Annotated in this window: 32 protein-coding genes; 15 read left to right on the forward strand and 17 right to left on the reverse strand. The window is 60.5% G+C overall.

The annotated features are described in order from the left end of the window. Window positions 1-2: 2 nt before the first annotated feature. The 17 genes from U5O12_RS12080 to U5O12_RS12160 form a co-directional block, all read right to left on the reverse strand. The gene (locus U5O12_RS12080) at window positions 3-284 is read right to left on the reverse strand and encodes a hypothetical protein (protein ID WP_322578876.1); all 282 of its coding nucleotides are present in this window, start codon (window positions 282-284) and stop codon (window positions 3-5) included. Window positions 285-309: 25 nt separating this feature from the next. Next, complete coding sequence (locus tag U5O12_RS12085; protein WP_322578877.1) at window positions 310-486, reverse strand: hypothetical protein; 177 nt, start codon at window positions 484-486, stop codon at window positions 310-312. After that, window positions 483-914, reverse strand: coding sequence for a hypothetical protein (locus U5O12_RS12090; protein WP_322578878.1), 432 nt, complete (start codon window positions 912-914; stop codon window positions 483-485). The genes U5O12_RS12085 and U5O12_RS12090 overlap by 4 nt, the downstream gene beginning before the upstream one ends. Next, a complete protein-coding gene (locus U5O12_RS12095) occupies window positions 911-1,318 on the reverse strand; it encodes a hypothetical protein (protein WP_322578879.1) in 408 nt (135 codons plus the stop codon). The genes U5O12_RS12090 and U5O12_RS12095 overlap by 4 nt, the downstream gene beginning before the upstream one ends. Continuing rightward, window positions 1,315-1,914 carry a hypothetical protein gene (locus U5O12_RS12100; protein WP_322578880.1) on the reverse strand — a complete coding sequence of 200 codons (600 nt, stop codon included), beginning with the start codon at window positions 1,912-1,914 and terminating at the stop codon, window positions 1,315-1,317. Before U5O12_RS12100 ends, U5O12_RS12095 begins: the two co-directional genes overlap by 4 nt. Before the next feature lie 13 nt (window positions 1,915-1,927). Then, window positions 1,928-2,107, reverse strand: a complete 180-nt coding sequence (locus U5O12_RS12105) for a hypothetical protein (RefSeq protein ID WP_322578881.1) — start codon at window positions 2,105-2,107, stop codon at window positions 1,928-1,930. Continuing rightward, the gene (locus U5O12_RS12110) at window positions 2,104-2,319 is read right to left on the reverse strand and encodes a hypothetical protein (RefSeq protein ID WP_322578882.1); all 216 of its coding nucleotides are present in this window, start codon (window positions 2,317-2,319) and stop codon (window positions 2,104-2,106) included. Before U5O12_RS12110 ends, U5O12_RS12105 begins: the two co-directional genes overlap by 4 nt. Beyond that, a complete protein-coding gene (locus U5O12_RS12115) occupies window positions 2,316-2,837 on the reverse strand; it encodes a hypothetical protein (protein ID WP_322578883.1) in 522 nt (173 codons plus the stop codon). The genes U5O12_RS12110 and U5O12_RS12115 overlap by 4 nt, the downstream gene beginning before the upstream one ends. Continuing rightward, window positions 2,834-3,208 carry a hypothetical protein gene (locus tag U5O12_RS12120; RefSeq protein ID WP_322578884.1) on the reverse strand — a complete coding sequence of 125 codons (375 nt, stop codon included), beginning with the start codon at window positions 3,206-3,208 and terminating at the stop codon, window positions 2,834-2,836. The genes U5O12_RS12115 and U5O12_RS12120 overlap by 4 nt, the downstream gene beginning before the upstream one ends. Before the next feature lie 11 nt (window positions 3,209-3,219). Beyond that, window positions 3,220-3,471, reverse strand: a complete 252-nt coding sequence (locus U5O12_RS12125; RefSeq protein ID WP_322578885.1) for a hypothetical protein — start codon at window positions 3,469-3,471, stop codon at window positions 3,220-3,222. Further along, window positions 3,464-3,706: a hypothetical protein gene (locus tag U5O12_RS12130; RefSeq protein ID WP_322578886.1), complete on the reverse strand. Its 243-nt coding sequence runs from the start codon at window positions 3,704-3,706 to the stop codon at window positions 3,464-3,466. Before U5O12_RS12130 ends, U5O12_RS12125 begins: the two co-directional genes overlap by 8 nt. Then, window positions 3,684-3,842: a hypothetical protein gene (locus U5O12_RS12135; RefSeq protein WP_322578887.1), complete on the reverse strand. Its 159-nt coding sequence runs from the start codon at window positions 3,840-3,842 to the stop codon at window positions 3,684-3,686. Before U5O12_RS12135 ends, U5O12_RS12130 begins: the two co-directional genes overlap by 23 nt. Next, window positions 3,839-4,192 carry a hypothetical protein gene (locus tag U5O12_RS12140; protein WP_322578888.1) on the reverse strand — a complete coding sequence of 118 codons (354 nt, stop codon included), beginning with the start codon at window positions 4,190-4,192 and terminating at the stop codon, window positions 3,839-3,841. Before U5O12_RS12140 ends, U5O12_RS12135 begins: the two co-directional genes overlap by 4 nt. Then, window positions 4,179-4,820: a hypothetical protein gene (locus tag U5O12_RS12145; RefSeq protein ID WP_322578889.1), complete on the reverse strand. Its 642-nt coding sequence runs from the start codon at window positions 4,818-4,820 to the stop codon at window positions 4,179-4,181. The genes U5O12_RS12140 and U5O12_RS12145 overlap by 14 nt, the downstream gene beginning before the upstream one ends. Beyond that, window positions 4,817-5,569: an ATP-binding protein gene (locus tag U5O12_RS12150; RefSeq protein WP_322578890.1), complete on the reverse strand. Its 753-nt coding sequence runs from the start codon at window positions 5,567-5,569 to the stop codon at window positions 4,817-4,819. Before U5O12_RS12150 ends, U5O12_RS12145 begins: the two co-directional genes overlap by 4 nt. A gap of 100 nt (window positions 5,570-5,669) precedes the next feature. Continuing rightward, window positions 5,670-7,877, reverse strand: a complete 2,208-nt coding sequence (locus U5O12_RS12155; protein ID WP_322578891.1) for a DNA-binding protein — start codon at window positions 7,875-7,877, stop codon at window positions 5,670-5,672. A 547-nt stretch (window positions 7,878-8,424) separates the two neighbouring features. Then, window positions 8,425-8,679 carry a helix-turn-helix domain-containing protein gene (locus U5O12_RS12160; RefSeq protein WP_322578892.1) on the reverse strand — a complete coding sequence of 85 codons (255 nt, stop codon included), beginning with the start codon at window positions 8,677-8,679 and terminating at the stop codon, window positions 8,425-8,427. 96 nt (window positions 8,680-8,775) lie between these two features. Between U5O12_RS12160 and U5O12_RS12165 the strand changes: the two genes are divergently transcribed. From U5O12_RS12165 to U5O12_RS12235, 15 genes are all read left to right on the forward strand, one after another. Continuing rightward, a complete protein-coding gene (locus U5O12_RS12165; RefSeq protein ID WP_322578893.1) occupies window positions 8,776-9,138 on the forward strand; it encodes a helix-turn-helix transcriptional regulator in 363 nt (120 codons plus the stop codon). Continuing rightward, complete coding sequence (locus U5O12_RS12170) at window positions 9,135-9,707, forward strand: hypothetical protein (protein WP_322578894.1); 573 nt, start codon at window positions 9,135-9,137, stop codon at window positions 9,705-9,707. The genes U5O12_RS12165 and U5O12_RS12170 overlap by 4 nt, the downstream gene beginning before the upstream one ends. Before the next feature lie 57 nt (window positions 9,708-9,764). Beyond that, the gene (locus tag U5O12_RS12175) at window positions 9,765-10,406 is read left to right on the forward strand and encodes an N-acetylmuramoyl-L-alanine amidase (protein WP_322578895.1); all 642 of its coding nucleotides are present in this window, start codon (window positions 9,765-9,767) and stop codon (window positions 10,404-10,406) included. After that, window positions 10,403-10,606 (forward strand): hypothetical protein, encoded by a 204-nt coding sequence (locus tag U5O12_RS12180; protein WP_322578896.1) that lies wholly within the window; start codon window positions 10,403-10,405, stop codon window positions 10,604-10,606. Before U5O12_RS12175 ends, U5O12_RS12180 begins: the two co-directional genes overlap by 4 nt. A gap of 8 nt (window positions 10,607-10,614) precedes the next feature. Then, window positions 10,615-11,124 (forward strand): hypothetical protein, encoded by a 510-nt coding sequence (locus U5O12_RS12185; RefSeq protein ID WP_322578897.1) that lies wholly within the window; start codon window positions 10,615-10,617, stop codon window positions 11,122-11,124. Further along, window positions 11,121-12,893, forward strand: a complete 1,773-nt coding sequence (locus tag U5O12_RS12190) for a hypothetical protein (protein ID WP_322578898.1) — start codon at window positions 11,121-11,123, stop codon at window positions 12,891-12,893. Before U5O12_RS12185 ends, U5O12_RS12190 begins: the two co-directional genes overlap by 4 nt. Before the next feature lie 2 nt (window positions 12,894-12,895). Then, on the forward strand, window positions 12,896-13,045 hold the full coding sequence (locus U5O12_RS12195; protein WP_322578899.1) for a hypothetical protein: 150 nt from the start codon (window positions 12,896-12,898) through the stop codon (window positions 13,043-13,045). 11 nt (window positions 13,046-13,056) lie between these two features. Continuing rightward, a complete protein-coding gene (locus U5O12_RS12200; RefSeq protein ID WP_322578900.1) occupies window positions 13,057-13,284 on the forward strand; it encodes a hypothetical protein in 228 nt (75 codons plus the stop codon). Beyond that, window positions 13,281-13,595: a hypothetical protein gene (locus tag U5O12_RS12205; RefSeq protein WP_322578901.1), complete on the forward strand. Its 315-nt coding sequence runs from the start codon at window positions 13,281-13,283 to the stop codon at window positions 13,593-13,595. The genes U5O12_RS12200 and U5O12_RS12205 overlap by 4 nt, the downstream gene beginning before the upstream one ends. 12 nt (window positions 13,596-13,607) lie before the next feature. Next, the gene (locus U5O12_RS12210; protein WP_322578902.1) at window positions 13,608-13,973 is read left to right on the forward strand and encodes a DUF2730 family protein; all 366 of its coding nucleotides are present in this window, start codon (window positions 13,608-13,610) and stop codon (window positions 13,971-13,973) included. Next, complete coding sequence (locus tag U5O12_RS12215) at window positions 13,970-14,272, forward strand: ArsR family transcriptional regulator (protein WP_322578903.1); 303 nt, start codon at window positions 13,970-13,972, stop codon at window positions 14,270-14,272. Before U5O12_RS12210 ends, U5O12_RS12215 begins: the two co-directional genes overlap by 4 nt. Window positions 14,273-14,284: 12 nt before the next feature. After that, the gene (locus U5O12_RS12220) at window positions 14,285-14,860 is read left to right on the forward strand and encodes a phage protein Gp27 family protein (RefSeq protein WP_322578904.1); all 576 of its coding nucleotides are present in this window, start codon (window positions 14,285-14,287) and stop codon (window positions 14,858-14,860) included. Window positions 14,861-14,862: 2 nt separating this feature from the next. Next, complete coding sequence (locus U5O12_RS12225; RefSeq protein WP_322578905.1) at window positions 14,863-16,446, forward strand: terminase large subunit domain-containing protein; 1,584 nt, start codon at window positions 14,863-14,865, stop codon at window positions 16,444-16,446. Window positions 16,447-16,466: 20 nt separating this feature from the next. Beyond that, on the forward strand, window positions 16,467-18,038 hold the full coding sequence (locus U5O12_RS12230) for a DUF935 domain-containing protein (RefSeq protein WP_322578906.1): 1,572 nt from the start codon (window positions 16,467-16,469) through the stop codon (window positions 18,036-18,038). Window positions 18,039-18,179: 141 nt separating this feature from the next. Continuing rightward, a complete protein-coding gene (locus U5O12_RS12235) occupies window positions 18,180-19,385 on the forward strand; it encodes a phage minor head protein (RefSeq protein WP_322578907.1) in 1,206 nt (401 codons plus the stop codon). Window positions 19,386-19,445 lie beyond the last annotated feature (60 nt).

Here is a 19,445-nt window from a genome sequence, read left to right on the forward strand (position 1 = left end):
GGCTACACCAATGAAGTGAATAGGCCACTTTGGGCCGGGTTGTCGATATGGTCCGCACGGCACTCAGGGCAGTAGTGCCGGTTCTTTCCCACCTCTAAAGCGTGGGCTTCGCAAAGCGCACGGTCGCAGGTATGGCCTCCACCGACTGGGCCGTCACACAGGAACGCGCTCATCTCCATGCAGTACTGCTGCTGGTCACCGATGCCGAACTTGGCGGCGCACGGTTTGGGCAGCTTGGTGCCACGCATGTGGACCATTCCGGTCTTGAAGCGGTAGAACGGCATCAGACTTCTCCCCTCGATGTCTGACTCATGTCCTGTACCCCCTGCTTTGCACCTTGCGATGGTCGTCAGCGCCAGGGCGTGTTGATTGCTGCTTTTCGGGGATGTAGTGCGGCAAGGCAAAGAGGTTGATGCGGCTGGGCTGGGAAACCGATGTTTCGGGCAACGTGGGGCTTGCTGCTGGCATGTCTTTGGTGTCGCTCATGCTGCAGCCCCTTCGGTCGTAACGCTGGTCAACCCAATGCGCACCACGCTGATGGACGTGTTGTTCTTGATCAGGTGCCGCTTCATAGAGGCTACGCTGCGCCAATCGGGGAGGTAGTAAGCCCCCTTTTTGTCGATATCAGGAAAGTGCGTCTTGATGGCCCGCTTTGAGAACTTGGATGCGATGCTCTTCTTCATCTTCGGGCTGTACAAACTTACTGGGATAGGCCTGCAGAAGCGGGTGCACTCCTCAGTTTTCTTGGTGAGCCACTCCCCCTTCATCCAACCATTGACGAAGACGGCAATGACCAACCGCATCTTGTGCTGCTGAACTTCAAAGTTCACCGTGTAGCCATCAATCAAAAGTTCGGCGCGACCAAATACAGAGCCCAGCTCCTTCCCCAATGCGGCCCATTCTTCCTTTGTCATTGCTTGGCCACTCCTTTAGTTTCTGTTGGGTGGAGGGCGAGCTTTTGCGCTTGCTTGGTCTCATAGGCGATGAGTTCGCGCTCTTGCTCCTGCATGGTTCCGATGGCACGCGAGACAAAAGTTCCGTCTGCCAGCCATTCGCGGATGCGCTCTTGGGTCTGCGGCTTTAGACCCGACAGTTCAGGCTCTTGCACTTGCTGTACTCTGCCGTCCTGCAACTCAAACCACTCATCAAAGGCTGCAAGTGCACGCGCATACATCGCATCCCCGTGCGCTTTCTGCTGCGCAGTCACAGGCTCCTTGGGCCACGTTGTCGAGAAGATCATTGCAGCACTCAAGAAGTGGCGCAGGCTGGCCTTTTTTTCAGCATCCATGTTTACAAATGCACTTGACTCTTGGCTCACAGCTTTGTCCTTTCTGCATTGCGACCTTTGGGGGCGGCCTTCCACCAAGCGCCGGAGGCACCGGCAGCGCCGTCTTGGGGGTAGTTGTGGGGCACCCACATCAGGCAGGTGTGGCCCTCCATCGGGCGCAGGAAACCCCAGGGCTTGGAGAAGATGGCGCGGTGGAAGAACAGGGTCCAGCATGGGCGGGCGACATAGGTCCAGCCGATGTGATTGCCCGCCTCATCCTTGATGGAAACGTTCATGCGCGGCAGCACTACGCGGTGGAAGTTGTCGCCCAGCATGAAGTTGAACCAGCGGATGCGGTGGCGGGTGGTGCCCTCGGTACCGAAGACGCGCGCCATTGACTGGGTGATGGCGTGGCGCTCCAGGCCGCGCCGTTCTTCCAGATAGTTGCCCGACAGCACGAGCGAGCCAGCCCAGGGCCACGGATGGTCATGCATGCCGCGTGCCGGGTCGCTCTCCACGAAACGGTGCAGGTAGAAGCGCACGCCCAGGAGCGTGAAGAGGTAGTAGCGCTCCAGGTAGGGCGTGTCGTCCTGGCTGATGATTTGGCATGGCAGGAACGAGGCCAGCCAGAAAAGAATGCGGTTCATGGTTTAAAACTCTTTAGTGGGTGGTGGTGAATTCAGACCACAGTTGCTGTGCAGCTGCAATCCAGGTTTCTTTGCAGCCGGGGTCCAGTTGGTCCCAAGGGGCGGAGTCGCCCTCTTCACGTATGCCAATGTCCAGGGCTTTCTTGCAGGCCGCTTCGTATGCGATGCGTGCCAGTTGCTCGTAAGACCTCATTGCTGGGCACCTCCCTTGGCAACAGGCTGGTGCTGATTGCAGACGGCCATAGCCGTGGTGCCGAAGCCGCCCTTCTTGCAGCGCCAGGTCTTGGTGTTGTAGGGCGGCATCCGTTCGGCAATCTGCTCATCACCGTGAAAGCAGTTGCGGCAGGCGGGGCGCGTGTTGGCTGGCTTGTAGTCCATCACCAGCTTGGCGGAGGCGATGGTCATGCAGCCTCCGCTTCGTCCTCGGCACCCTTTAACAGGGCTTTAACCAGCTTGTCCACCCCGGCTGTGGAGTCCTTCACAAACACCACGTCCCCGGTCTCCTCCACGGTGACACCGATCTTCTTCAGCTCAGCCACGGACAGATTGCCCAGGGCCGCTTTGACCGGCTTGATCGTGGTGGTGCAGAGAACCTCGAACTCTTCGGGGAAGTGCTTGGCGATGAGCTTCACGACCTTTTCGTCGTCGTCCCATTCGATCTTGCCCTTGCCCTTCTGGAAACCCAGCTTGAGGCCGTGCAACACCATACTGCGGGGCTTCTCAAACTGACTAGGTGCTTCAGCGATAGCGGCCTTGAGGATGGCCTCGGCCTCGACAACATCAGCCACGGCCTTGCGCAGACCAGGCAGCTTGCGCTTGGTTGCGGCCTGCATCTCTTCGTGCAGGGAGGTGGCGCGCTCGGTCAGCAGGTCGCGGGCGGCGCGCAGCGTCTTGGCTGCGCCTTCAATCTTGTCGATGCTCATGGTGTGGGGCTTTCAGTGGTGCCGGTTTGCGCGGCGGTTTGGATGGAGCCAAGCAGCGCCGTCACGCTGATCTGGCGCAAGCGACTCTCGGCACGGATGCTGGACATGGCACGGCTGCGGAGGAATTTGCAGGTCTCCTCCAGCTCTTCCGTGTTGGCGGCCAGGAAGTAGCCGCTTGCGGGGTGGCCACAGATGGGGTGCCCTGCCATGCGCAGTTCGTTGACCAGCTTGCGCACAGCGCGCTCCTGGAACTCGGCGTTTTCCACCTGGCCAGTCAGGCGCATGACCAGGTCACGCACGTGGATGCCGTTGGACTTGCCTTTGCGCAGCAGCAGCTGATTCAGAACTTCCTCTTGGGTGATCTGCTTCATGGAATGTCTCCTTACTGTTGATCGGATGGGTTGGAGCCGGGCAGCTCCAGGCAGCTGGAAGTAACGCAATAGGTCTTGGTGCCCATCTGCTCACGTTCCTGGACAAAGTTGCCAGCGGTCAGCGCTTGCAACATGGCGGTGATTTCGCCGCTACAGAACGTGGGGCGCCATTCGTGGACCAGCGAGGCAGTACTCCACCATCCACCGTCGCGGCGCAGCATCAGCCACAGGGCGCGCGCATCCTGGTTGATGGCGTTACCCATTGAGAACCCCCGTGTAGCCCAATGCGAAGCCGAACAGCAAGCAAACCCACAAGAGCTGCAGCGCAACCATTGACCACAAGAAAATGCGGCCCTTATTGCGTTTGAACCATGCAAAGCGCTGGCGCCGGAAGGGCCCTTCCACCACGTTGGGTGCCAGGGTCCAGCTGCAGCCTTTGCAGCTCGGGTTGCGGCGCTGGCACAGGCCCAGCTGTTCACAGGTGCGAGAAGGTTTCATTGGCGGCTCCAGTAAAGTGAATCCAATCAATCCAGGCGTCATAGATCGCCAGGCGGCGGGTGATCTGGTAGTAGTTCTGCAGACGGCGCGCACGGCGCTTGATCCACTGCAGACGGGGGGTGGTGATGGCGCTCATTCAGCGGCCCTCCGGTGCGGGCAGTTCTTGCATGAGCGGCTCAGCGCAGCACGCACCGGGTTCGTAAAGGCTGGCGGGCGAGCCTGGTAGTCCAGGCAGTCACGGCTGCTGAGCGCGCCCATTACCGGGCAGTTCACGGTCTCGGCCATGTACTGGCCGCGAATGCGCTTCTCCATACCGGCTACGTCGCCCGCATACTTGTCCTTCAGCAGGGTGCTGATGACGGGGCCACTCACGCCAAGATCAGCGGCCACCTTGGACTGGGAGCCCATGCGCACCACCGCTGCGGCCAGTGCGGCCTTCACATCGGGCGGCAGTACGTTGGTGGCGGTTGGTTTACTCAAGGGCATCACACACCTCCTGAGCAGTTTCCAGGTCCGCAAAGCTACCTGTGTTGCGGTCAAACACCACCTTCTTGCGGGTGATGGCTGGGGCGTGCATGCCTGTGTTCCTGGTTAGGCGGTAGCGACCAGGCACGCCAGGCTTGGAAGCCTTGATTTGGGTAAGGTAGCCAGCGCGCGCCAGCTGCAGCACATAGCTCTTGGCCGTTTCAGGCTTTACAACCATGCTGCCCAGCGTGGCAGCACCAGCAATGTCTTTGTAGTCAAACACCGACAGCACCTTCATGGCGCGCCACATAGCCTCATTGCCACCACCTTGGGTAACCTTGGCCCCAGTGCGGCCTACGCGGGGAGCCTCCCCTCGTGGTTGCACCAGCTTGAAGCGGATGGGCTCGCTCATCTGCCCCTTGATGGGCGACTTACCACCGACGCGCACCAAGTGGCCAGCGGCTTCCAGTGCATCAAAGTAGTCATCCACCAGCGTCCAGCTCACCATTGGGCTGCAGTAGTCCTGCACCATCGTCTTATCAAAGCTGCCGTCATGCGGTGGGCGGCTGAGCTTTAGCATGGCGTTCCACACCCGCTCACGCGGGGTTTGAAGCCCTTTAATTTCCTGCTCTATGGGCTTGCGGCTCATCGTGCCCCCTTGCCAATGCGGCCCAGCATGCCCACCACTGGGGTGGTAATGGCGGTGCGCTTGCACTCTTCGCGCAGGGCTTTCAGCTCGGTGTAAACGCGGCGGGCTACGCCGCTGGTCTTGACCACCAGGGCATCAATCACGTCAGGCGTAAAAATCAGGTCTGGCGCATGGTGTGCGGCCAACTTCTTAACATCGTGCGCATCGCAGGGCACGGCTTCCTTCCAGACCAGCACCCGGTCATGAAAACGCTCGTGGCGCGACAGCAGCTTGCGCTTGAGGTCTTGCTCGCCAATCAGGAAGATCGGGACCGTGGTGTTGTCGTGGATGGTGCGAATGAAGTCGATGGCCGACTTCTCGGCGATGTAGTCCACCTCATCAATCACCAGAGGGCGGCGCAACTGCTCCAGCCGGGAGACGATCTTTTCGTACATGTCGGCAATCGCCCACTTGGCCTTGGCCTCAATGCCCAGCTCGGTGCACAGCAACTGCGCCAGGGTCTTGGTGGTGTCAAACATGCGCACCGCCACAAACACCGCGTTGCGGCCTTGTGGATGAGCCAGGTACATGGCAGCCTGGGTCTTGCCATAGCCAGGCGGGCCAAACAGCACAGCCATGTGCGGGGCCCCCAGGTCATCCACATCCGTGACCTGGTTGATCGCTTCAATCGCGAAAGCCACGTTGGTCAGCTTGGCCACCTGCTGGCCTGGCTGAAAAAAATCGTTTTGGTGATCCGTTGCCTTTGACATAAACTTCCTTCTTCTTGACTAACCGTTGAGATTCCGAACTTGTTTTGGAGAGAGCCCGTCAGCGTTGCACCGCTGGCGGGTTTCTTTTTTTTGGGCTGCACTAACTTCCGGTGGCTACCTCCCCCAATGGGTCTTGGCCCTCGTGCAGCTCGTGCCATGACACGAACTCCTTGCTGCTCTGGTAGCTGGTTGCCCACTCCTGCTCGCGCTGGCTGATCTGCTCGCCGCGCTCCATGCGTGCATGCAGGCGCACCCAGGCGCTGTAGCGGGCGATCGGACTGGCATCCGTCATGGGTCGCACCTCGGCAGGCTTGGCCGTTGGCAGCGCGGGCTGGGCGTCCAACATGGCGCGGGCCTGCTCGCGGGCGGCGTCCTGGCTGCTGGTATCCAGGTGAGCCACCACGGAGTCGATGGCGGGTGTGGTGTGCTGCACCTCGCGGGGCGGCAGGCGGTGAACGTTTGCAGTCTGCTCTGCAGCAGAGGCCTCGCGCTCGGCGTAGAGGGATTGCACGGCCTGCTTGGTGAGGCCCTTCTTCATGGACTTGCGCAAGCGGTCCACCATCGGTTTGATGGTGGCGGTCTCAATCGCGCGGGCCTTGGCTGCCAGCTCGGCGCGGTTGATGCCCAGCATGGTGTGATCAAGCGCGCGGCAGATGTAAGTGCCATCCATTGCGAACACATGGAGGGCGCCCAGATCCTGGTCGTCCTGGCGGCAGCGCACCGTGGTTCCGATGTAGGCAGCCAACTCGGGGGCGGCAAACCAACCGCTGCCCAGGGCAATACCGCGCTTGGCCACCACGCGGGTGCCCTTGCCAGCCACTGGCATCAGCAAGATGTCCAGGGCGCGTTCATCCATGCGCACCACCTTGGTGGTGTGGCGCTCGGCCATTTCATTCGGGCTGCAGCCCAGCTCGCTGTGCCTGCGGCTGTGGTATTCGTCCAGCCAGCCGTCAATCACGCCCTGCAGCTGCGTGGGCCCCATGTTCAGGTCAATGCCACCCAGGCCAAAACGCTGGGCAAAGCTCTTGGCCGATTCGATGGCCTTACGCTCGGCGATGGACTTGCCCACAAAGCCTTCCAGCATGGGAAACAGGTCGTGCATCAGCGTCCCAATGAAGCGCTCCACATAGGGCTTCTGTTCAGGGCTGAATGGCGTGCACAGGCGGTGCTCGATCTTGAGCATGCTCAGCGCAAACTCATAGTCCTGCGCTGTGTAGTCCTTGCCGTTGTCGGTCTTGATGCGCTCTGGCATGCCCCAGGCCAACACACACGCACGGGTCACAGCCTTGACCGCGTTGCTGCTGCTGGTGCGAGCCACCACCACCTTGGCGCGGCGGGTGAATACGTCGATGCTGGCCACGATGGCGTGGCGGCGAATCTCCCCGGTAGACGGGTCGGCCATGTTGAAAGCCATTTCCACGCGCTGCTGCGCATCGCCCACCGTACTGTCCTGCTGCCATTCCTGGTTGGGCCGGGTAATGTCATCCCCCTGCGTACCAAAGGCTGGGCGGTACTTGTTCTTGTAGCCGTCCGGGTTCTTGAACATCAACAGCGCAGGGGCATTGCTGTCTTTAAAGTCCTTTAACCAGCGTTTCAAGGTGCTGGTGGAGGGCGTGTTTTGCTCGCCAAGGTGGCTGCGTATCACGCGCTGCACTTGACGTGCATTCGGGTCGTGCATTTCGGACACAGCTGCCAGAAAGGTGTCATAAAGGGCATCACTGCTGGTGAGCGCGTTCTGGCCTTTGTCCTTGCGGGGCTTGCGCTCCAGCAGCGCCTCTACGCCCCGGGTGCGCCAGGCTCTGCACCACTTGTCCAGCGTCTTTGCAGCAAGACGTGGATATTCGACACGCGTTGCAGGTAACGACTCGATACACCCGTCATTCCAGAGGAGTGTGAATTCACATACAGCCGTCCATACAGACCCACCCAGCATGGCGTGATAGCTCTCAAACCGCTGGAACAGGTCCAACTTTGGATTGCGCGCTGGGTCAAAGCCGCCCTTGGCTTCCAGAATCACGCCGTACTTGGCCATCGAGCTGGCGCAGGCTTGCACCTGTGCAGCCTGCTTGGCCTGGATTGCTGCAGCCTGGGCATCCGCTGCAGGCTTCACCGCACCGGCCGCCTGCACTGCCAAGTGCTGCTGTGTCGTCAGAGGTAAATCCGTGCTGCGGTATTCGTAAGTTTCACCACCCTGCGAGGTGCTTGTACGGTATTGCCATCCCTCCGCTTTGGCGCGGTGGTGCACGCCGCGCCGGGTTGTTGGTAAGCCCGGAAGACCGGCCAATTTGGGCGCACTGAACCATCTCATACTGCGCCCTCGCCGAATGATTTGCGGCGCTTCTTCCCCACCGGGAGACCAAGTGCTAGCGCCAAAGCCTTTGCCTTTCCGCACGTAGCGCGGCTTATCCCGGTTCGTAGGCGGCCTATATCGTCTCGTGTGAACCCATTCTCGGTGGCCCAATCGCCAAGCGTTCTACCGAATCTCTGCAACTCTTCTTCAAGTCGCCGAAGAGCCTGCGCACCGGAGTTTTCTCGCCTTGGATCGAATATGAAGGGCATGCCAAGCACTTTGGAAAGCTCTGCTTCAATCCGCGCACTGCGGACATGGCCGTGCAAGTTGGCCCATACGACTGTGTTTCGGACGCCCAATTCCTTGGCAATGTCTGTTTGTGTCATGCCGCGCCGCCTCAGCGCATCCTTGACTGTGTCTGGAGTTGCGCGAATTACTCCTTTGGTGTCCAGGAAGTAGCGCGGCTTTATTGGTGCCGCCCCGGCAGCCAAGGTTGGTGCTCTGGTGCTCTGGGCACTCTGGCGCTCTGCTGGGCTTGGGGGCGGCGTAAACATGGTGCGGTTGTTCATGCGCGTGCTGGGTTGCTACCAATCTGAGCGCTCTTGGTGCGGCGCAACACCACGCGGTCCTTGCGGCTGGGCCACAAGGCGTCGACTGATTTACCGGTGATTTGTGCAATGCGCGCTGCAATGCGTGCGGAGGTGGCGCGGCCACTGATGACTTGGCTCACGCTGCTGTTGGCTACGCCCAGCTCATCGGCCAGTGCGCTGGGTGTGATCCCCTTCATTCGGAGTTCAGCTTTGATCTGTTCGGGGTGCATCTCTGCTAACCTTTCGCCTAACTATTTAGGTAAGTTCACTTGGCAAGTGATTTAGGCGAATTATGGGACATGAATGTCCCTTTTGACAAGGCATTTATGTCCCAACAGGAAATATTTTTAAAAATCGGTTCGCGCATCCGCGAGTTGCGCGCTGATATGACCCAAGACGCGTTTGCGCAAAAACTAGGGGTTGCGCGGAAAACGGTTACCCGTTGGGAGGCTGGTGCTGTTGTGCCCGATGGGGCGTCTTTGCTTGTGCTGCTACTTGAGTTCGGTGCAGACCCAAAATGGCTGCTAACTGGGCAGCGCGATCGTGCCGACCTGCTAAAGCTGTCCAATAGAGAGATCGCATTGCTAGATAACTACGAAAACGCGGATGCCGATGGCAAAAAAATCATTGAAGGCACTGCGCTTCTGGCAGCGAAACCGAAGGACGTAAAAGGGAGGAAGGCAGCGTGAAATTACATCTAGCAGTCATACTTTTTATGACGAGCGCAGCGTTTGCTGCAGACGACATAAACCTTGAAACCTGCACTTACAAAGACGGAACCCCGTTTTCTGCAAAGGCCTGCGCAAGCTTGAAAAGGCGTGCCGAGCAGCAGGCCAAAGAAAGCGCAATAGCAGCCGAGCAACAGGAGCAACGACTGAAAGCGAAACAGGATTGGCTCCGAAAAAACGAGGAGGAGGAGCGAGCAAAGAAGCTGATTGAAGAGAAGAGAAATACAGAGTGGCTAGCCCGTCATAAGGAATCCAACGCCGCTGCTTTGCAGGCACAAAATGAACAAAAAGAATGGGAAGAAAAAACAGCAAAGGCTGTGGAAAAACGTTCAGCAGAACTCAGGTCAGTTTGCGGAGATGATTACAAAAATCTTCAAATTGGAATGACCATGAACCGAGCGCAGCAATGTGTCGCACCATTTAAACTCGTAGGTCAACTGAATAGAGCCGATGGAGTGGTTTCAACTTACCGCTCCGGTAGCGTCTACGCCCATGTCATGAATGGGCGCGTGGTCAGCTGGTCGAAGTAGTCTGCGCAGTAAAGTTCTTTAGTATTTTCATTCGCGCGCACGCGGGATCATTCCCGCATGCTCGCTCCATCCGAACGCCCCAACAGCCGGTCCATTGACCTGGTTGTTATTCACTGCTCAGCCACCCCCAGCGGCAAGCCGCTGCGCCAAGGTGAGCCGGGCAAACCCAACTATCTCAGCGCCGCCCGAGTCATCGACTCGTGGCACGCCACGCGCGGTTTCAAACGCTCGTCCGACGCGGTGCGCAAGTTCAGCTCCAGCCTGCCCAGCATTGGCTACCACTACGTCATCGACCTGACGGGTGAGGTCTGGAACGGCCGCCACCTGGAAGAGGTGGGCGCCCATGCGGCTGGCTTCAACGCGCACTCCATTGGCATCTGCCTCGTGGGCGGTGCCGAGAAGGAAGCCCAGTACACGGCCGAACAGTGGCGCAGCCTGCAGCAGGTGGTGGCCATGCTGCTCACCAGCTTTGGTGTGCCTTGCGCTGCCCCCAAGCGGGTGACCGACCCCGCAGCGCCTGGTGGCTACCGCATGCTGAGCGGCGTGTGCGGCCACCGCGATCTATCGCCCGATGGCAATGGCAACGGCCAAGTGGAATCTTTCGAGTGGCTCAAGACCTGCCCCGGTTTTGATGTTCGTGCCTGGCTGGCGCGCGGCATGCAGCCCCTGCCCGAGCAGATCGTGGGAGGTGCGGCATGAAGTGCAAACGCTGGTACTGCAGCAAAACGCTGTGGTTCAACCTGATCTTGCTCATGCTGGCCGCAGCCGAGACCCAGCTCAACGTGTTGAAAGACGTGCTGCCAGGTGGCCTGTATGCCTGGCTGGCTTTCATCCTGCCCATTGGCAATGCTGCCCTGCGCTTTGTATCGACCACGGCCCTGACCGTGAAAAAGCAATGACCGGGTGGGTGCGCGCACTTTTAATTGCTGGCCTGGTGGCCGCCATAGCCGCTGGCGCATTGGCCCTTCGGTCGCACTTCGTGCGCCAGGGCGATATCCAGGGCGCGGCCCGAGTGCAGGCCCTGTGGGACGCCCAGGTGCGTGTAGACCAGGCCGAGAGCCTGCGCCTGCAACAGCAGGCCAACGCCGACCTGCTGCACAAGTTTCGTAACGCTGAAAGGATTCGTGATGAAGACAACCAACGTGCGCTGGCGCGTACTGCTCGTGAGCGTGCTGCTGCCACTCGTATTGGCAGCCTGCTCGACACCATTGAAGCCCTCAACCGGCGTGATATGTCCGAAGCCGCAGCAAACCCCGGAGCTGCCGGAATCGCTCAAAGTGCCACCACAGCGCGAGAGCTATTTGGAAGCTGCGCAGCAGCGCATTCAGGACTGGCAGCAGAAGCTGACCGCCTCCGAGACCAGGTAAGCGGCCTGCAGGACTTCGCCTTGAACGTCTGCAACAAGGGCCACCGATGAGTAACGTGCCCATTAAAGACGCCAACGAAGCCACCCGCAAGGTGGATGTGTTCACGCGCACCGAAGGTGCGGACACGGTCGAGGTCCAAGCCGTGGCCCTGGTTGACCCTGACACAGGCACCCCGCTGAATCTGGCAACCCAGGCCACCGTCGCCGCGCTACTCACAGCCGCGCAGGCCATCCAGGCAGCAGCCGATGCCCTCAACGCCAAAACCACCGCAGTCAATACCGGCGCGATTGCGGGCACCGTGGCGCTTGACGGGCCAAGCCTTGCCGCGCTTGAAAGCGTCACAGTCTCCAACATGGTGGCCCAAGGCCTGACTGATCAGCAGCTGCGTGCCGATCCCGTGCCAGTGACTGCAGCCAGCCTGGGCGAGCCCAGCAACGCACCGGCCACCGACGACACCGGCACCTTCAGCCTCATCGCCCTGGTCAAGCGAGCACTATCGTTCTGGTCATCGCTGGCAAGCGCGGTGCGCGCCTCCAATAGCCCCTTCACCGATGGTGACAAGGGCATCTTCGTGCTGGGCAAGCGGCGCGACAGCGACACCACCATCGTGGCCGATGGCGACTACGAAGGCTTCAGCATGGACGAAGCCGGACGTTTGAAAGTGGCCACCCAGCCCGGCAGCGTTCCGGCGGTCAGCGGCAGCATCACGGCAGCGGGTCAAACAGTAGCCATTGCCACAGGCCGCATTGGCACGCTATCTATAGCAATGGTTGGCGCTGGCCTGGCAGGCCACAACTCCATTTTTGAGTTCAGCAACGACAGCACTGATGGTGAAAGCGGCAACTGGAAGACCGTCCAGGCCGTGCGCACCGACAGCAACATCGTTGAGCCCACCACCGGTGTGCTGGCCGCAACGCCTGCCTACGGCTGGGAGTTGAACGTATCAGCGTACGCGTGGTTTCGCGTGCGCGCCACTGGACACACTGGCGGCACTGCAGCCTACACACTCAAGCCAGGCGTGTATGCCAGCGAGCCGGTGCCAAGCAGCCAGAACCCGCCATTGCAGGAATTCACTTTCACTCAGGCGGGTGCGGTAGCAATCAACACAGTGGTGGTTGTAATCGACTGCCAAAACTTCCGTAGCCTAGCCATTCAGTGCTTGAGCATGGGCACTTCTGGCAAAGTTACACTGGAGTGGTCCAACAACCCAGCCGGGCCTTGGATCAGTTCATACAACGGAGTGAATGGCGGCTCGGTAACCAACTCGCTCAACTCTGCTGCTAGCCTAAACACAGCCGTTTACGGCCGCTATTTCAGGTTGCGCATGAGCGCAGGAGCCACAGCCGGAACCACGACCTTCTCGGTCATGGCTTCTCAAAGCCCACAGCCAAGCATTACGCAAATCATTGGCTCTGCCGGACTAAACGCGGGGACGGCGCGAGTGGGGTTCACTGCTGCGCCCGGCGTCTGGTACGACGACAGCAGCACGGTCCTCGCAGCAGCTGCAACATTCACAAGCGCATCTCGCGACTTGACCCTGACCGCCACGGCAACTCAGTTCGCAAATGCCAGCACCTTTGCAAAAGAGGTCCGCGTATCCGCCGAATCCGACCAGTCGGGCACCTTGTGGATGGAAGTTAGCCGCGACAACGTCAACTGGCGCCGCGTCAAGTCCGTGCCCACCGCAGCGGTCACTGGCGGCGGCCAATACGCCGAGATCGTCCACCGCCCGAGCTGGCGTTATGCCCGATTCGGCTTCACCAATGGCGCCACGCTGCAGACCCGCTTCAGCATCGGCTCCATCCTGATGGCGAACTGACCATGAACGACTTCCCCATTTGCCCCCTATGTGGCCAGCCCGTCAATACCAACACCGACGCCCATGTCACCGAGCCCACCGAAGCTGGTGGCGTGATCATCAAGCACCACCAGTGCCCTGAGCCCCAGCCAGAGGCTGGTGAGCAAGCGTAAGGACCATAACCATGTCCCTGCTTCTACTGTTTCGCCGTGCCATCACGCCCATCATCACGCTGCTCACCGCAGCCACGACTGGCTACCAGGTGCGCGCAACCGGCCGCAGCTGGAAGGCTGAAGGCCAGGACCGTACCTACCGCGCACAAGCCACAGCACGCCAGTGGCGTATTGAAAGTACTTTAAACAGGCGTTACAGCGCCGTTGCAGCTGGCCGCAACTGGAGGGCCTGCGCGTGAGCAATCTGAACTCGACTACCTGGCCAGCCAAGTACGCCCAGGAGCGCATCACTGCAGAGTTTGACTTTGCACGTGACATCGCACCAGGTGATGCCGTGGCGTCCGTGCAGATGGTGGTTACCACCGTTCTGGGCGTCGATGCAACGCCCGCAGCTCTGCTGTATGGCGCTGTCCAGCTCAAGGGCGCCCGTGCCTTCCAGCAGCTGCAGGGTGGTGTGGCGGGGTGCAGCTACCGAGTGGAGGCCCAAGCCACCACACAAAACAACAACCTACTGCTGCTGGCCCGTGTGCTGCCCGTGGTAGCCCTTTGAGAAAGAGACTGCATGACATCTATCGATTACTCCGCCGCCAAGTTCTGGTTGGACATTGCCCACTGGCTGGCTCTGATTGCCATTGGCGTCTGGACCTACCTGCGCACCCGTGACAACGAGAACGCCAGTGCAGTCAAGGCAGTAGCCGTGGAGCTGGCCGACTTCATTCGGGCCAGCAACCTGGCCAACCAGGAACAGAACCAGCGGCTCACGGTGATGGAAGAAACCGTGAAGCACTTGCCAACGGCTCGCGAGCAGTCGGAGCTGCGTGAGGAGGTAGCTAGCCTGGCCGCTGGACTGGAGGGCATGGGCACGCTGCTGAAGCGGGTCGAGCACCAGACCCAATTGATTCACCAACACTTGCTGAGCAACAAATGAGCTTTCAAAACACCCTGACTGAAGATCGGCGCCTGTCTTTGTTGCTGGTGCTGCTGGAATCGTCTGGCTACAGCGCCAACGCATTCTTGATGCGCGACGCTGCCGAGCAGATCTATGGCCATGTGGCCAGCAACGACCAGGTAGCCACCGACATTGCATGGCTTACCGAGCAGGGCCTGGTCAGCTCCAAGAGCGTGGGCCGCGTAACCCTGGCCACCCTGACTCGCCGTGGCGAAGACGTTGCCTCTGGCCGGGCCAGCGCGCCTGGCGTAAAGAAGCGCGGCGCCAGCGGCCTTTAAAGGTCTTTACAAATGACCGAGACCATCAAAAAGCGCAAGCCTTCGCGCCCCAGCTCCATCACCATGCTGGACCCAGCGGTGAAGGAAGCTGTAGATACGGCCGTGCGCGAGGGGCGGCTGACCATTGACCAGATCGTGGCGCTCATTGCCAGCCAGGGCGGGGATGCATCCCGCTCTGCCGTGGGCCGGTATGTGAAGACTGCCAATGAACGCTTGGAGGAATACCGCCAAGCGCAGCAGATGGCAGCGGTGTGGATGGACAAGATTGGCAAAGAACCCGACGGCGACGTGGGCCGCATGCTGCTGGAAATGCTGCGCATGCTGGCCTTCAAGAGCCTGGGCGAGCTGGACAGCGCCAGCCCAGAAGACCTTATGTTCTTGAGCAACGCCATCAAGGGCTTTGCCCAAACAGACAAGCTGGTGGTGGACAAGACCATCAACCTGCGCAAGCTCATGGCCATTGAAGCTGCCAAGGTAGCCACAGAGGTGGTCAAGACCGTCAAGAAAGCGGGCCTTAGCGACGATACGGTGGAAGCCATCCGCTCCAAGATTCTGGGCATTCCAGAAGCCAAGAAAGCTGCGGCCTGACCATGAGCGAGATCATCACCCCCCAGATGCGCGAGCTGGCCACGGCCACCGACTATAAGTTTGAGAAGCGCGCGCCCGCGGTGTTGCTGCCCTATCAACAGCGCTGGCTGGATGACCGGGCGCAGGTCAAGGTGGTGGAGAAGTCGCGCCGTATTGGTTTGAGCTGGGCCGAGGCGTGCGACTCGGTGCTGTGCGCGGCGGCCACCAGCGGCATGGACGTCTGGTACATCGGCTATGTCAAAGACATGGCCATCGAGTTCATTCTGGACTGTGCGCAGTGGGCCGAGCATTTCAGCAGCATGGCCGAGGCCATTGAAGTGGGTGAAGAAGTGTGGCTGGAAGGGGACGAACGAAAGTCGGTCTTTGCCTTCAGCATCAAGTTTGCTAGTGGAAACCGCATCACCGCGCTCAGCTCAAAGCCCCGCAACCTGCGCGGCAAGCAGGGCCGGGTGATCCTGGATGAAGCCGCCTTCCATGAAGCCCAGGCTGAGATCCTGAAAGCCGCAATGGCGCTGCTGATCTGGGGCGGTGACCTGCGCATCATCAGCACGCATGACGGCGATGAAAACCCCTTTAACCAGCTCATAAAAGACACCCGCGCCGGGCGCTTTCCCTACAGCGTGCACCGCTTTACCTTCAGCGAGGCCCTGGAAGAAGGGCTGTACCAACGCATCTGCCTGCGCACTGGCGTGGATTGGACAGCAGAGGGGCAAGCCGCCTGGGAAGCCAAGATCCGGGCGAACTACGGCGACGACGCCGAGGAAGAACTGGACTGCGTGCCCAAGAACGGCAGCGGCGCCTTCTTGAGCCGCGAGCTGGTGGAGCAGTGCATGCGCCAGGGCTGGCCCATATTGCGCGACCAGCGCCAGCCGGACTTCACCTTCAAACCTGAGCACGTGCGCGACCGCGCTATTTTTGACTGGTGCGAAGAGTACCTCAAGCCGCAGCTGGACGCGCTGCCCAAGAACGAGATGAGCTACGTGGGCGGTGACTTTGGACGCACGGGGGACTTGTCCGCCTTCAAGCCGCTGCTGCAGCGGCAGAACCTGACTTGTTACGTGCCTTTTATTGTGGAGCTGCGCGGCATGCCTTTCCGCCAGCAGATGCAAATCCTCTGGTACATCATCGACCGGCTGCCACGCTTTGTGGGCGCCGCGCTGGACTCCCGTGGCCTGGGCTCCCAGATGGCCGAAGAGACCGCGCAGAAATACGGACCCGAGATCATCTTGCGGGTGATGGCCACCCAGCAGTGGTACCTGGAAAACCTGCCGCCCTACAAAGCCGCCTTTGAGGACAAGCTCATCGAGCTGCCCGCCGATGCGGACGTGCTGGCCGACCACCGCATTCCCCGCGTGATCAAGGGCATCCCCCAAATTCCAGAGCTGCGCACTGTGGACGCCCAAAAGCGTAAACGCCACGGTGACACCTTTATTGCCGGTGCCCTGGCCTGGTTTGTAAAGCGCACCCTGATAGGCGCCAATGCCTTTGGCTACCAGGCAGCACCGTCGCGCATGACCCGCTGGGATGCCACTGACGGTGACGCGGTTGATCGCAACCAGGTCGGCAGCCAGGACGGCGCCTGGTAGCCCCAACGGAGAAAATCAATATGTCCACCATCCTCAACCAATTTGGCCAGCCCTTTGAAGTGGCCCAGCTCCAGGAGCCCCAGACCGCGCACTTGGCCCAGCTGCGACACGAGTTTGAAAACCACCCCAGCCGGGGGCTCACCCCCACCAGGCTGGCCAGCATCCTGCAGGATGCCGAGCGCGGTGACCTTGTCGCGCAGCACGAGCTATTCCAGGACATGGAGGAAAAGGACGGCCATCTATTTAGTGTGATGGACCAGCGCCGCAGCGCCGTGAAACGCTTGGACTGGGCCATCGTGCCGCCCAAGGATGCCAGTGCCAAGGAAAAGGCAGACGCCCAATGGCTGGAGGAGACCCTGGAGTCCCTGGAGGACTTCGATGATGTGCTGTTTGACATGACGGACGCCATCGGTCACGGCTTTGCGGCGTTGGAGATGACGTGGGGCCGGGTCGAGAAGGTGCAGATGCCCACCAAGATTGAACACCGGCCACAGAGCTGGTTCAAGCTGGCTTTAAACCCCGATATCAGCCGCAACGAACTGCGACTGCGCAACAACTCGGCCGATGGCGAGGCGCTGTGGACCTTTGGCTGGTTGATGCACCAGCACCGGGCCCGCAGCGGCTACGTGTCACGCAGCGGTCTGTTCCGGGTGATGGCCTGGCCCTTCCTGTTCAAGAACTACGCTGTGCGCGATCTGGCAGAGTTCTTGGAAATCTACGGCCTGCCCCTGCGCCTGGGCACCTACAACGCCAGCGCCACCGAAAAGGACAAGGCCACCCTGCTGCGCGCAGTGGTGAACATTGGCCACGACGCGGCCGCCATCATTCCAGCCGGGATGATGATCGACTTCAAGGAAGCGGCCAAGGGCGACAACAAGGCGTTTGACTCCATGATCAACCTCATGGAGCGCATCCAGAGCAAGGTGGCCTTGGGCGGCACACTGACCAGTGGCGAAGGCTCCCACGGCACCCAGGCCCTGGGCAAGATCCACCAGGACATTGCCCTGCACTTGCGCGACTCGGACGCCAAGCAGCTGTCCAATACGCTGACCCGCCAGCTCAGCTACCCATTGCTGGCTATTAACAAGGGGCTTTCAGACCCCCGCCGCTGCCCGCGCCTGGTGTTTGACACCCAAGAGCCCGAAGACCTGAAGCTGATGAGCGACTCGGTGCCCAAGCTGGTGAGCATGGGCATGCGCATCCCTACCCGTTGGGCGCACGAAAAGTTGAAGATTCCGGAGGCCACACAGGGCGAAGAGGTGCTGAGCACCGCCGTGGCCACGCCACAAGTGCCACCAAAGCAGCCGACCAAACAAGAGGCCGCACCCCTGCGCGCCAACCTGGCCAGCCCAGCTGGTGGCGATTCGCTGGACGACCTGGCAGGCGAGATGGGTGCGGAATGGCAGGAAGTCATGGCGCAGACCGTGGCCCCGATCCAAGCCGCCCTGGCCAGCGCCAGCACCCTGGAGGAATTCCGGGACGGCCTGGAGGGCGTGCTCAGCGAGCTGGACTCCAAGAAGCTGGCCACCTTGTTGGCGCGCGGGCAGTTTGCGGCACGGGCCTGGGGGCAGGTCAACCAGCCCAAAAAGTGACCCGGATTAAAGCCGCTGGAGCGCCTGGTGGCACCCAACCCCCGGAAATTTGAAAAAGTCGGCTCTTTAAGGCCTCTTTAACGGCAAGGTTCCGAAGTTTGAGGCTTGGGACAAACCGGGATTTGCAGAAAAAACCACCGCATGGCCAAAAAGCTAGACCTAAAACCTGTCCTGGAAGCCGTCAACCCGGAGGAGGCGATCGCCTATTTTCGGCAAAAAGGCTACCGGATCGGCTTTGACCATCGGGACGTTTGGCAAGAAGAACACCAGGCGGCATTCACCGTGGCCAAGGGCATGCACCAGGATCTGCTCCTGGACATTCGCCAGGAGGTGGACAAGGCATTGGCCACTGGCACCACCCTGGAAGAATTCAGCAAGCAGCTCACACCTCGGCTGCAGGCGCGCGGTTGGTGGGGTCGCCAGGAGATGGTGGACCCGGTGGACGGCCAAGCCAAGCTGGTGCAGCTGGGCAGCCCGAGCCGCCTGCAGACGATCTTTGACACCAACCTGGCAACGGCCTACAGCGAAGGGCAGTGGGAGCGCATCCAGCGCAACCAGGAGCTGTTCCCTTATCTGGAGTACTTACAGTCCGCATCCGTCAACCCACGCCACACCCACCTGGGCTTTGTGGGCTTGGTGCTGTTGGCCAGCGACCCGTTTTGGCAAAGCCACCTGCCTATTAAAGAGTGGGGCTGTAAGTGCACGGTGATCCAGCACAACCGGCGCAGCCTGGAGCGCGAAGGCCTGCAGGTGGGCAAGGCCCCACCCGAGGTGATGCGCACCGTGGTAAACAAGCGCACCGGCGAGGTGATGCAGGTGCCCACCGGTGTGGACCCGGCCTTCCACTACCCACCAGGCGGGCGCCTGGCCAACCTGGAGAAGATGCTGGCCCGCAAGGTCGAGGCCGCCAATGCCTACAAGGTGCAAAGCTTTGTCAGCTCCACCCGGCAGATGACGACGCAACAGGTCATTCACCCCTTGGGCCCGCTGCAGACCAAGCCCGAGCTGCTGCAGAAGACCGGGTTCGCCCTGGCGGGCTTTTCAGCGCAGCTCGACAATTACGCCGCGATTCATACCTTTAAGAGCCACGGCAATGCCGGGCGCGAAGAAGCACGTGGCCAGCTGGCGATCGAGGAGGACGACTTTGCGCTGGTGCCCATGATCCTGGCGGAGCCGGATGCCGTGTTTGCCGATGGCAAAACCAAGCAGGGCCGTGATGCCCTAGTCTTCACCAAGCTGGTTGGAGATGTAGGATACTGGCTCGTGCAGGAGATCCGGCCCAGCAAGAAAACGCTGGCGATGGTCTCGATGCGGAAGAAAGCAGGTGCTTGGCGCACCAATGAATAAGGGAGCGCAAGGCTCCCTTATGGAATAGGCACCCGCAACGAGTGCATGCTGGCTGAGGTT

The sequence above is a fragment of the Rhodoferax sp. genome (assembly GCF_034519335.1).
In the GTDB taxonomy this organism is placed as follows: Bacteria; Pseudomonadota; Gammaproteobacteria; order Burkholderiales; family Burkholderiaceae_C; genus Allorhodoferax.